The sequence below is a fragment of the Dorea sp. AM10-31 genome, from assembly GCF_003435815.1.
In the GTDB taxonomy this organism is placed as follows: domain Bacteria; phylum Bacillota; class Clostridia; order Lachnospirales; family Lachnospiraceae; genus Dorea_D; species Dorea_D hominis.
Genome location: NZ_QTUV01000001.1, coordinates 261035 through 273542, shown reverse-complemented (window position 1 = coordinate 273542; position 12508 = coordinate 261035). Strand labels below are relative to the sequence as shown.

Annotated in this window: 9 protein-coding genes, 1 pseudogene and 1 riboswitch; of the genes and pseudogenes, 9 read left to right on the top strand and 1 reads right to left on the bottom strand. The window is 35.0% G+C overall.

Annotation, left to right across the window (positions count from 1 at the left end; genetic code table 11):
* Positions 1–45: 45 nt before the first annotated feature.
* Both DW125_RS01250 and DW125_RS01245 read left to right on the top strand, forming a co-directional pair.
* Positions 46–954, top strand: a complete 909-nt coding sequence (locus tag DW125_RS01250; RefSeq protein WP_117536888.1) for a YitT family protein — start codon at positions 46–48, stop codon at positions 952–954.
* Between the two features lie 103 nt (positions 955–1057).
* Positions 1058–1182: riboswitch (FMN riboswitch) on the top strand.
* A gap of 165 nt (positions 1183–1347) precedes the next feature.
* Positions 1348–1983 carry an ECF transporter S component gene (locus DW125_RS01245; protein ID WP_117536887.1) on the top strand — a complete coding sequence of 212 codons (636 nt, stop codon included), beginning with the start codon at positions 1348–1350 and terminating at the stop codon, positions 1981–1983.
* Positions 1984–2090: 107 nt separating this feature from the next.
* Here the strand turns inward: DW125_RS01245 and DW125_RS01240 are convergent, their stop codons facing one another.
* Positions 2091–2441, bottom strand: coding sequence for a helix-turn-helix domain-containing protein (locus DW125_RS01240; protein ID WP_117536886.1), 351 nt, complete (start codon positions 2439–2441; stop codon positions 2091–2093).
* Positions 2442–2803: 362 nt separating this feature from the next.
* Between DW125_RS01240 and DW125_RS01235 the strand changes: the two genes are divergently transcribed.
* The 7 genes and pseudogenes from DW125_RS01235 to DW125_RS01210 all read left to right on the top strand — a co-directional run bounded on the left by DW125_RS01235 (position 2804) and on the right by DW125_RS01210 (position 12478).
* Entirely contained in the window at positions 2804–3376 is a 573-nt protein-coding gene (locus DW125_RS01235) for a zinc-ribbon domain-containing protein (RefSeq protein WP_117536885.1), read from the top strand.
* Positions 3377–3471: 95 nt separating this feature from the next.
* Complete coding sequence (locus DW125_RS01230) at positions 3472–6090, top strand: sigma-70 family RNA polymerase sigma factor (protein WP_117536884.1); 2619 nt, start codon at positions 3472–3474, stop codon at positions 6088–6090.
* A gap of 30 nt (positions 6091–6120) precedes the next feature.
* Positions 6121–6183 (top strand): annotated as a pseudogene (locus tag DW125_RS14555) (zinc-ribbon domain-containing protein); the annotation flags it as partial.
* Positions 6184–6336: 153 nt separating this feature from the next.
* Positions 6337–7476 carry a hypothetical protein gene (locus tag DW125_RS01225; RefSeq protein WP_242992880.1) on the top strand — a complete coding sequence of 380 codons (1140 nt, stop codon included), beginning with the start codon at positions 6337–6339 and terminating at the stop codon, positions 7474–7476.
* 300 nt (positions 7477–7776) lie between these two features.
* Positions 7777–9639: a zinc ribbon domain-containing protein gene (locus DW125_RS01220; RefSeq protein WP_117536882.1), complete on the top strand. Its 1863-nt coding sequence runs from the start codon at positions 7777–7779 to the stop codon at positions 9637–9639.
* A 33-nt stretch (positions 9640–9672) separates the two neighbouring features.
* Positions 9673–10266: a zinc ribbon domain-containing protein gene (locus DW125_RS01215; protein ID WP_117536881.1), complete on the top strand. Its 594-nt coding sequence runs from the start codon at positions 9673–9675 to the stop codon at positions 10264–10266.
* 4 nt (positions 10267–10270) lie between these two features.
* Complete coding sequence (locus DW125_RS01210) at positions 10271–12478, top strand: sigma-70 family RNA polymerase sigma factor (RefSeq protein WP_117536880.1); 2208 nt, start codon at positions 10271–10273, stop codon at positions 12476–12478.
* Positions 12479–12508 lie beyond the last annotated feature (30 nt).

The window sequence follows — 12508 nt, the reverse complement described above, 5'->3', positions numbered from 1 at the left end:
AAAAGTAATTTAATAAAAAATACAAAAAAGCGAGAGGTGTTTAGTATGCAGAAAAATTGGGGAAAAACATTGATCACACTTGCCGGAGTATTAGTGGGGAATATCATTCTGGCATTTGCAGTTGCAGCATTTATCGTACCAACAGGTATTGTCATGGGAGGCGCAACCGGTATTGCACTTACGATTACACATTACGTGCCAATGTCCCTATCGGTTGTATTATTAGGTGTAAACGTCATATTGTTCCTGTCAGGAGCTTTTATACTCGGGAAAAAATTTGCAGTTACAACGATTGTAAGTACATTTTTATATCCACTTTGCCTGTCAGTTGTCCAGAAGATACCGGGAATTACAACGCTGACAGATAATCAGCTGCTGTCCGCAATTTATGCGGGAGTGCTTATGGGAATTGGAGTTGGTATCATTGTAAGAGTTGGTGCTTCTACAGGCGGAACCGACATCATAGCACTGATCCTGAACAAAGTGGCACATATTCCACTGGCACCGCTTATGTATGTGGTTGATTTTATTGTGCTTTCTTCACAGATCCTCTTTTCTAATTCAGAACAGGTGATGTATGGTATTTTGAATCTGGTGCTGACAACGGTACTACTAAATAAGGTGATGCTGCTTGGAACTTCACAGATACAGTTGTTTATCATATCTGAGAAATACGAAGAGATCCGGGAAGATTTATTATCCAAGCTCGATCTTGGAACAACGATGATCTATATTGAAAACGGTTATCGTCATGAAAAACAGAAAGGTGTTATGTGCATCATTCCGAACCGGAAACTGTATTCCACAAAAGAAATGATCCACAGCATCGATCCGTATGCATTTATTACGATCACACAGATCAATGAAGTGCGAGGTCAGGGATTTACTTTCGAACGTATCCGTTATCAGGAACTTCCGGAAGACCGGAAACCGGCAGGTGACAGACAGCCTTAGATTTTTGAAAGTCAGACATAATGGATGTTTGTGTGAGATAATACTTCGGCAAAGTTTCACTTGCAATTTAAGAAGTACAGCACTATAATAAAAAACAAAGAGAAAGATTCTTCGGGGTCGGGTGAAAATCCCAACCGGCGGTATAGTCCGCGACCCGGTATGATGTGTACCGGCTGAATCGGTGTAATTCCGATACCGACAGTAAAGTCTGGATGAGAGAAGAGTTATGCATAGAAAAAGCAATATTATTACCCCGGTATTTTGTTTGATACCGGGGCTTTATTGTTGTAATTAGGAAATTGATTTTCTTACTATATAAAACTTCAGCAAGATGTAATGCATAGTTCCAGAAGTTTTCTTTCTAAATATAAGTATTTTAAAGGAGACCAACATATGAGTACAAGTACAAAAACAATGGCAGCAGCACAGACAAAGAACAGGACAAAGATCCGTGTAATGGCACAGGTTGGAATGTTATCCGCAATCGCATTAGTATTAATGCTTTTCGAGATTCCGCTTCCGTTTGCACCATCTTTTTACGAGATCGATTTCAGTGAAGTTCCGGTATTAGTCGGATGTTTTGCAATGGGACCACTGGCAGGAGCAATGATTGAATTCATCAAGATCATTCTGAACTTTGCGGTAAATGGAACCATGACAGCAGGGGTAGGTGAGATTGCTAACTTCCTGATCGGATGCGCATTTGTGGTACCGGCAGGTCTGATCTACAAGAAAAAGCATAACCGTACAGGCGCTATCGTTGGTATGATCAGCGGAACATTATTTATGACAATCCTTGGATGTTTCCTTAATGCATACGTATTATTACCGGCTTATGCAAAAGCGTTCCAGATGCCGATGGATGCACTGGTTGGCATGGGAACAGCAGTGAACAGCCACATTACAAGCGTTACAACGCTTGTCATCTTTGCAATCGTGCCATTTAATCTGTTAAAAGGTGTGCTGGTATCGCTGATCGTATTTTTGATCTATAAGAAAATCAGCCCGATATTTCATATGGGAAGATAGAAGAAAATATTAGATAATGATGAAAAAAGAAGGACACCGGGATTGCCGGTGTCCTTTTAACTTCTATCAAAATCAATTGTTTTCTGAGATAAGTGTTGCCAGAATTATTATGAGGAAGCAGCATTTCCCTGATCTTTAATCTTCTGATAGAGAGACAAATATTCCTTTAATAAAAGACGTTCTTTATTGTCAGCATTTTTGAAAAGTTCCAGACAGATCTGCGGGATATACTCTTGTTCTTCGTCAGAAAAATCCCGTACCAGATAATCTAGGCTGACATCAAATAAATCAGCGACATAGATAAGCTTTTCAAGTGAAAGGGAAGATAAGCCGCGTTCGACACTGCTGCAATGCTTAACTGTAATAGAAAGCTTTTCAGCTAATTGTTCCTGTGTCATGGAGTTTTCTTTTCGTAATGTAGCAATTTTCTTTCCGATTCTTTTGTACAGTTCTAACAAAGCATATCTCTCCTTTAATTTCCAATATTATCCATATTATAGATGGTAATAGAAAAATTAATAACAAGTTAATAAGTACTGTAAAAATAAACCTAACAGGTGTATAATTATAAGCATAAAAAATGAATATATGATGAGTAAATATTAATGGTTATATAAAAAATGAAGCTTACATCAAGACAATAGTACTATGAAAAACGAAGGCAGGAATAATGACAAGATAAGAAGAAGTGGCTACAGAAATAAGTAAAGTATGACACTTTTTTTTTGTTAGAAAAAATTAAAAAAATATAAAACCAAAGTGATAAGTTATTCGTCATATAAATATGACAAATAAATAAAGAAGTAGGAGGTACAAGAAAATGATGAGATTTTGTGCAAAATGTGGGGCTCAAATACAAGAAAATGTAAAATTCTGCCCAAAGTGTGGTGCGAAAATTCCGGAACAAAAGAAGGAGGTTGCATATGCAGATAAACAGAGAGTTTCTGTAAAAAGAAAGAAATCTAAACTAGGAGTATTAGCAGTGATTGCATTAATTGTAATCCTAGGTGTTGGAGTAGCTGTTATAAAAACCAAACCTTTCAGTGGTGGGATACCAGAGTATGAACAGCCGATTAAAGAGTATGTGGAGGCAGTGAATAATGATGATGAAGAATTATTGGAAGATGCAATAGTGGATGGCTATTGGATGAATTATCAGCCTAATTTCTATGAGTATGGGAAGGAAAATCTGCAATATTCTGTAAAAAGTGTAGAAAATATTGATTTGGATGAATATGAGGATGAGGCATACTATTTCCGGAATAATGAGATTACTGATGGAAAATTGCTGACTATAGATTTTAAGGATTCAAATGGAGATTTAGGTGAGTGGAAAGTATGCGTTTTTAAAACAAACGGAAAATGGTATTTAAATGAGCCAATAAGATGTTAGGTTAAAGATTGCTAGTAAAAGAATTGATGTTTAGAAAGCTATAAGCATTAAAACTCAATTAAAATGAAATATAAAAAAGAAAGAGAGCAAACACTATGGAAAGGTATTGTGCACAGTGTGGCCAGAAATTAAAATCAGACAGTAGATTTTGCCCGCAATGTGGGGGAAGAGTAGAACAAGAAAAATCGCTGATTCAAAGAGCGCAGGAAAATGATGTTCAGGCATGGGAAACAATTTATCAGAATACATATGCAAGAGCTTATTCAGTTGCAATACAAATTGTGAAAATCAGGGAAGACGCATTAGATATATTGCAGGAGGCATATATATCTGCATTTAAAAATATTAATTCATTACGGGATGAGGCAAAAATAGGGGCATGGATTAATAGCATTGTATCCAATCGATGTAAAGATTGGATACGGAAAAAGAAACCAATGTTATTTACTGATATGAATTCTGAAGAATATGATGTTGAATTTGAAGATGTGCTGATGAATGATAATCAGGAATTTATGCCGGAAGAATCCATGGATTATGAACAAACAAAAGCAATTATGCAAGAAATACTATGGAAATTGCCGGAAGATCAGCGATTATGTGTGCTTATGTATTATTATAATGAAATGTCTGTAAGTGCAATTGCTGAAACATTGGAATGTAGCGATGGAACAATAAAAAGCCGGCTGAACTATGCTCGAAAGTTTATAAAGAGGGAAGTAGAAGAGTTAGAAAAGAAAGGAACAAAACTCTACAGCATTGCACCGCTTCCATTTATTGTATGGATGTTGCGTAGCAATGAACATACGATTATGGCAGAGGCAGCAGATCGTCCATTGAAAAATGCAATCAGAGAGTTAGTAAAAAATGAGACAAAAGAAGTTGTAAAGAGTGCTATAGAGAAAGAAGCAGGGCAGACAGCAAAAGAAACAGTAGCAGAAGAAGCGGCAAAAGCAGCAAGAAAAGCAGGTGGAAAACATATTGCTAAAAAAATAATTTCAGGTATTGTTGCAGTGTCGTTGGTGGGTACAGGATCTTATGTAGCATCAAAGAAATATCATAAAAAACAGGAGACTATTAAAGTAACAGGTACAAAAGATACAGGAACGAAAAGTGATAAAAAGGGAAAAGAAACCAATAAGGCAGAAAAAAAAGAAAATGAATTAAGAGAATTAAAGCAAAAAGTAGATTATGATTATCTGGAAAGATTATGTTCATATTTTCCATCTGATACACCGTACCAAGATATGACAGATGATGATTGGAAAAGATTTTATACAACAATTATGCAGACTGCTTATGAAGATTATTATTGTCCACATGAATATGGCGAGCATTTGGATAAGAGTTTTAGAGCAAAAGATGTAGACATAATTCCGGAAGAAGAATTTGTCACCCATGATAAGAAAAACGAAGCAAGCTTTAAAAAAGATACATTAGATAAAGCGCAACAGATTTCAGGAAGTAAAGTCGATCCGCGGACAATGACAGATTCAGATGAGTATTTATCGTATGCCAAAGATAGATATAAATTGTCAGGTGAGTTATTGGATACAATGGAGAAATGTACAATTACAGGAAAGAATATAAATTATGATGAAAAGGCAATAATGGTAGACATAGAAAAATCTATTATAAAGACTAATACGGATGAAGATTCTTATACAGATTATAAAATGGGGTATCAGTATTATACAGTGGTGTTAAAAGCAGCAAATAACAATTATGGATATAAGATTGCAGAAATCAGGGACGATTATGATACTGTCGAAAACGATGTGGCTACAATTGTAGAAAATGTGAAAGAGAAACCAGAAATTCTTTTAAATCTTGCTAAGATTTTAGGCACGTATGATGTAGAAACTGCAACATCTTCAACAGATAAAGAGCAAGAGCTTATGAAAAAAATATTGCACAACGCAGGAAACGCCTCTTTAGTTGAGGAAGATCAGGGATATGACGAAGATGATTATCTGGATGGTGAATATTATAAGTCTAAAGATGGAGCAAGAGCATGTGAATTAGCAGGTATTTCACAGGATGTAATTAATAATTTCAGTGGTGATGACGATGATATAGAATTTAATAGTATTGTGTATAAAATAAAAACAAGAAGTGATACGGATTATTATAATAAGGAAAGTTTTTTCCTGAGAGCAGAGAGCGATACGAAAAAAAATCTAGTTACCTGTTATTGCTTATTACATGATAATAGTAAAGAAAATGGTAAGTTTGAAAGAGAAACTATTGTGTTAGAACCTTATTGGAATTCACTGGGATACAGAATTAAGAAAATAACAAAGCAAGACTGGGGAAATGATACATATAAGGATGAAATTCAGAATGTGCTTAAAGACGAAAAAGAAATAGAAAAAGGTTTTGATAGTGCAATTGCATCGAAAGTAGCGGAGACGGCATCCCAACGTTCAGAACTTTGGAAGGGAAAAGCGACTTTGTTAATTCAGGACATTTGTGATAAATATCCAAAACAAAAGAAACAGATTGAAGAAGCGGATAAAAATTATTGGTCTTCGCTTGACGAAAAAGTTGAACAAGTTAATGAAAATCCGTTTTTAGAAGGAAATGGGGCACTGGGTGCAGAAAATGGGAATACAGATAAAATGCAAATATATTATCAGGGAACAAAATCGAGAGTATATTTCCTGATCGGAAATGCGTTAATGGACAAAAAGATTAATGCGCTGTATGAGTAGTCGCAAGAATACAAAAGGAGAGCAAGAAAAATGAAGTGCGAAAAATGTGGAACAGAGATAAGACAGAAAGCAAAGTTTTGCCCAAGCTGCGGAAATCCTATCGATTGGAAAGAAAAACCTAAGAAAAAAATGTCAAAAAAAATGAAAACTTTAATAGTGCTTGTTTTCGTACTGGGAATCGGGGACATTGTATATACAAAGCTTCCTAAGACAGTAAACTTACATGATTACACAACAACATGTAAAGTGAAAGGATATAATGGATTTGGAACAGTCAGTATAGACTGTAAATGGGATAAATTTACTATTGATTTAGCAAAGTATCTTAAGCAAAAGAATAAAGATATGTCAGAGTCAGAAGTGCAGAGCCTTGTGGATAGAACCGATTGGGATATTTCTGCCAGCAAAGAAAAAGGATTATCCAATGGTGATGTTGTTAAAGTAAAATATGATTTTGATAAAAATTATTTGAAGGAGTATGGAATTGTATTTAAAGGAGCAACGCAGAAAATCAATGTTAAAAATCTTAAGAAAGTAAAAAAGGTAGATATTTTTGATGGATTAGAATTGAAGTATAGCGGCGAAGGTCCGACAATTCAAACGAATGATTATATTACGATAAAGAAAAACGGACAAAAATTTGAGTGTTCGGTTACGCCATCCAGCGATTTGCAGGTTGGGGATGAAGTGACAGTAAAGTATGAAGGAGATAAGCCGGTTAAAGGAATATATCCAAAATCCAAAACAGTGAAATTAAAAGTTCCGAAAGATTTGCCACATATAATTACGGATCCATCCGAATTGACGAAAGAGGATATTGATAAAATAAAAGAAGTAGCAAATAAGATTTTTAAATATCAGGCACCGTATACAGATATATTTGAAGCGTGGGGAGATAAGTCTTTAATTTTTAATGAAGATGATAGAGAGGAAGCATATAATTCTAAATTGATCAGTCCGTCAATTTCAGATGATATGTTTTTCTTTGCCGGAGATGATATATATAAAGGAACATTCTCAGCAGCTGCAGTGAAATGTAGTGCTAATGTAAAGATAGGTGATGAAGAAAGCTCTTTTTATAATAAACAAGTGAAGTGCGTGGTATATTGTGTAATAGGTCCGATAAAACGTGATAAAGATGGAAAAATTAAATTTGAAGTGCCAAATGATGAAAATGATATGGATATGTATGGATCAGAATTTTACAGAGATGGTGATGGATCAGATGGAAATGCAAATGCGAACGAAGCTATAAAGAGCAATTGGTCTGAAGATGCAAACTCAGGTACGATTTATAAAGTTTCTGTGAGTGGTAAAAGCAAACCAGAAGTTGTAGAACAAATCAGCGATGATGAGACATATGACACAGATGAAGAAGAGTATTAAAAGGAATTTATAAGTGTTGCTAAATTAAACCTGGTAGGTGTATAATTATTACGCATTACAGAATAATATTTATTGATTCAATGTCAATTGTTATACGACAAAGAATGGAAGCTTACATCAGGGCAGCAGCACTATTAGAGAAAAATAGCAGGGATAAAAGACGGAATATAAAAAGAGTTGGCTACATTAAAAGAGGTACGCCAGCTCTTTTTAAAAAAATTAAAAAATATAAAACCAATAGAGGGAGTTGATCGTCATATAAGTAAACAAAAGAAAATATAAGGGAAAGAGAGGATAAGAATGAATAATTTTTGTGGAAACTGTGGCTGCAAATTACAAAGTGACGCCAGATTTTGTCCTGAGTGTGGACAAAAAATCGAACTGCCGGAAATGGAGATTCCAAAATCACAGAGTACGATGAAAATGGAGATCTCAAAATCGCAGAATACGATGAAAATAAGGAACGAAAGGAAAAAAACGAAGGACAGGAAAACAAAATGTAAAAAACATTACTCAAAAAAAGCAATAGCACTAACTACTTGTTTTGCTGTTTTATGTGTGAGCGCAGGTGCTTACACTGCATCTATACAAGATGGAGATCCATTGGCAGTAGAAAATATTACGGCAGCAGTAAGAAATACAATAGGTAAGAAAAATCTTGATAAATTAATTGAAATATATAATAAAGTTGATAAATCATATATTGCATGTGTTGCTTCTTATTTACCGGAATATGATTCGATATCTGAGATTTCATCAAGTAATATTGCAAATATTTATTCGGATGCATTTGAGTATTTTTATACGGAGAAAGCTCCATTTGGAGATGGCAATATTGCAGAGGATAATGACTGGGATGATTGTAATGACCGTATGATTATAAATGATGACCAACTCAAAAAGAAGAATGGAAATGAGTGGATATTCAAAAAGACGGCATTAGATCAGTTCAATAAGGTTACAGGAATTAAATTCGATAAGAACAATCTGGATTCTTCTTTTATAGAAGACAATGGAAAAGAATATGTTGTAAATTTTGATGGGGATATTTCGAATTCCACTCACTGCAAAGCAATAAGTTGCATAATAGATGAAAGTTCGCAAGAACTTATTGTCAATCTCGTGAAAAGTGAAGAGGATGGAGAGGCGAAGAAGGAGCATGCAATAATTGTTCCGGCAAACAATTCGTATGGATATAAAATTAAACAGATTAAAAATGGACACGTAAGAAAGAAACAAAGTGTTGATGTATTGAAAAAAATAGCAATGCGTGATGCATATCAGAAAATAGATGTTGCTGAGGCATTAAAAAATTATAATGCAGAAGGAACGCATGGCAAAAAAGATTTAGAAAAAATTGCGGTTGCAGGAACAAGATACGTTGAACAAATTTATGGACTGGATAGCAGATCAGTTGCTGAAAAAATTGAGATTGAACGAAATAAATTTGATGAATTTTGTGAATATATTGGTCTTGATAAGAAACAAAGAGAGATAGAGTTGGACACAGATTTGGTATATCTAGATTTTGATAATTACAAGGTTGAAGCAGATAAAATAAATGCCAGAACTTATACAGAACCAAGTGTTTTAAGAACTGAAGTAAAAAACAAACAGGTAATTATTCGGTTCCTTGAAAATGAATTAGGAGATGAAGGAGAATCATGTAATTATAAGAAGATATCAGTGATAATAGTGCCGGCAGAAAATATTTGGGGATATAGCATTAAAGCGATATCGACAGAAAAGTGGGATGACAAATATGCGAAAGATATCAGTAAATTAGATCAAAAAGCACATGCAAAAGATAACGCAGCGGAAAAGGAATACACTGCTGACAATAATGATGACAGCTATGATTTTTCTGATGACAATTACACAGAAGAAGACGTTAGAATACGAACGCAGAAAGAAATTGCAAGTATGTGGTATAAAAAAATATGCGAAATAAAAGAAAAAGTCGAGAAAAAATATCCAGACAAAAAAGAACTTATTAAAAAGTATGTAAAGAAATACTGCAAAGATGAAAAGCAAATGTTCAAAGGTACACCATCTTACAATGAGCTGTTAAATGATATTGCTTCTATGCGACGAGAGTGTTACTTCCTGATTGGTAATTGCTTAATGTCCGACAACTTTGAAGAACTGGAAAAGTATTTATAATTTAAAATATTAAGAAAGAAGAGGAATAGGAAAATGGGATTTTTTGACAATGTAAAAAACAGTTTAACAGAGACAAGCCAGGAGCTTACACAAAAAGCAAAGGATACAACAGAGATTTATCGTTTAAACAATCTGAATAAGACAAAAGAAAAAGAAATTGAAAAATTGGTGTATCAGATCGGACTTACATATTACTCAAATTTCCGGGAGGAGTGTGAAGAAAAATTCGCTGATTTAACAACGCAGATTGCACAGATTCAGAAGGAAATTGCAGAAAACAAACAAATGGTTGAAAAACTTTCTACAGAAGAAGTGTGTCCTTCCTGTGGTAAAAAACTGACAGGGGGATCCAAATTCTGCATTTACTGTGGCACATCACTTGATGCTGTAAAAAGTCAGGCAAATGTAAGTGGAAAAACATGCAATTCATGTGGAAAACCATTAGATGAAGGGGCAGCTTTTTGTACATATTGTGGAACACCGGTGCCTGAGGAAAAAGAAGAAGAGAAAGAAGATCAGGAACAGGTAATAGAAGTGGAAGACAAAAATATTTGTAAAAACTGTGGAGCAAAAATAGAAGAAGGGAACCGTTTTTGCATTCATTGTGGAACGCCGGTAGAGGAATAAAAAGATGTATTGTGGAAAATGTGGAAAAGAAATAGAAGTAACGGAACGTTTTTGCAGACATTGCGGAGCAAAAAATGATTATTTTAAAGAGAAATTTAGTGTGGAAGATGTTGTTCAGGGAATAAAAGACAGAAACGAAAAAGCGATTGAAGAGTTCTATTCACTGACATATAAACAGGGATTTTCAGTTGCAATCCAAATTGTGAAAAACGAACAGGATGCAATGGATTTATTGCAGGATGCATATCTATCTGCACTTACTAAAATAGAGCAACTGGAAAGTTCGGCAAAAATAAAAAGCTGGTTCAATTGTATTGTAGCAAATCGTTGTAGAGATTGGCTGAGAAAGAAAAAGGGGCATAACACACAGCTCTTTGCAGAATTGGAAAATGACGAATATGACGAGGGAGTAGAGGATAGATTTGCTAATGAAAATATGCAGTTTTCTCCAGATGAATCAGTAGATTATGCAGAGACAAAACGATTGATGCAGGAAATTTTGGACAAGCTTCCGGAAGATCAGAGATTGTGTATCCTGATGTATTATTATGAAGAATTGTCAGTAGGAGAGATAGCACAGTCATTGGAATGCTCAACCGGGACGGTAAAAAGCCGGTTAAATTATGCGCGCAAAAAAATAAAAAATGAAGTAGAAGAACTAGAAAGAAAAGGTACAAAACTGTATGGTATTGCACCGCTTCCATTTATTGTATGGATGTTGTCTTCAGGAGAAAGAACATTGGAAGTCAAAGCATCTGGCTTGGAAAAATGGAGACAATACATTGCAAATTCTGAAGCAAAGCAAATAGCTGTGAAAAATGCCAAGACAGGATCAGATCATATCACAGAAAGCGCAAAGGCAGGAGCGGGGCACATTACAGAAAGTGCAAAAACAGGAGCAGGTCACATTGCAAAACGTGCAGTGGCAGGTATTGTCGCAGCAGCGGTGGTAGGGACAGGTGCTTATATTGGATATACAAAGTACATTGCCAAACCGGCAGATACAAAGCAGGAGCAGGTAAAGCAAGAAAACACTGCGAAGCAAGAAAACACTGCGAAGCAAGAAAAAGAAACGATACCGGAGTTTACTCTAACAGACGAGCAGAAAGAACAGATTCAGTATGCTGCAAGTATATTTATGAGAGCTGAGAGAGAAAAAGAAGGTTTATCGCAAAATGATAATTTCAATATTCAGATAAAAAAAGGAAAAGTGTCAGACCTGGTTATAGCGGAGGTAGCCAATTCGATTGTATATGAAGATGATAGCATAAAAAGTGAAGATGCTGATATTCAGGAAATGAATGAAGATGGAGCTGGTAATAAAAAGTTTTTAATGTTAGAAGAGTGCCAGAAATTTTTAGAGGATACATTTGAGTATAAAGCTGCAAATTGGGAAGAGGTGAACAAGATATTCGCCTCATCAGGGAATGCAGGAACAGATGTATTTGAAGCAGTGTATCAGGGTGAAAGTACTAAGAAATATAATAATGAAGAGCTATGTAAAGTAGTTCGATATGCACAAACAGGGAAAGACGAGTTCCATTTCTGGGCAGAAATTGAGTATGTACCATCAGATAATCCGGCAAATCAGAATGAACTTACAACACCAGGGATAATGGAGATAACTGCACATAGGAATGATAAGAGTAAAATTGGAGGATTTGTATTTGACAAGATTACATATAAACCCCATAAAAATAATCTTGTTGCTAGGAGTATAGAAAGTACAGTTACTATTTTGCCACGTGCAAGAGCTCAAAGCGGTGCTAATGCTCCTGTAGGAACTTATGAAATTGACCAATTGAAAGAAAAGGAATTTATTTTATATGCCAATATGTTTATGAATCAGTGTATAAAAGTTGATACGTTAACGAGTGATGAAGGTGTTTATGAAGGAAACGCTATTAAGTTGGAAGATTATAAAAAAATTTGTCAAAAGACACTCGGACGTAATACAAAATATAAAGTAAATGGTGTAGCGGAAAACAAGGTTATAGGAGAAAAAGTAGAATTTGATGGAGCACGCTTTGATGCGGAATATGGAATAAAGAAAATAGAGTCTGTAGAAAGCTTTGACGGTAAAATAAAAGTATCGGGAGATATAGAATCATATATAGATGGAAAAGAATATGCATTCAAAGCCCAGGGACACAGAGACAACAAGAGTCAAACAGGAGTTGTTGTCAATAAGCTTGTAATATCAAACGAGTAAAATGAAAATAAAAACTTACATGATGGAGGA

Bases quoted from the DNA above. Each gene is read 5' to 3' on its own strand.
- DW125_RS01250 (WP_117536888.1), top strand. From the start codon at position 46: ATGCAGAAAAATTGGGGAAAAACATTGATCACACTTGCCGGAGTATTA.
- DW125_RS01245 (WP_117536887.1), top strand. From the start codon at position 1,348: ATGAGTACAAGTACAAAAACAATGGCAGCAGCACAGACAAAGAACAGG.
- DW125_RS01235 (WP_117536885.1), top strand. From the start codon at position 2,804: ATGATGAGATTTTGTGCAAAATGTGGGGCTCAAATACAAGAAAATGTA.
- DW125_RS01230 (WP_117536884.1), top strand. From the start codon at position 3,472: ATGGAAAGGTATTGTGCACAGTGTGGCCAGAAATTAAAATCAGACAGT.
- DW125_RS01220 (WP_117536882.1), top strand. From the start codon at position 7,777: ATGAATAATTTTTGTGGAAACTGTGGCTGCAAATTACAAAGTGACGCC.
- DW125_RS01215 (WP_117536881.1), top strand. From the start codon at position 9,673: ATGGGATTTTTTGACAATGTAAAAAACAGTTTAACAGAGACAAGCCAG.
- DW125_RS01210 (WP_117536880.1), top strand. From the start codon at position 10,271: ATGTATTGTGGAAAATGTGGAAAAGAAATAGAAGTAACGGAACGTTTT.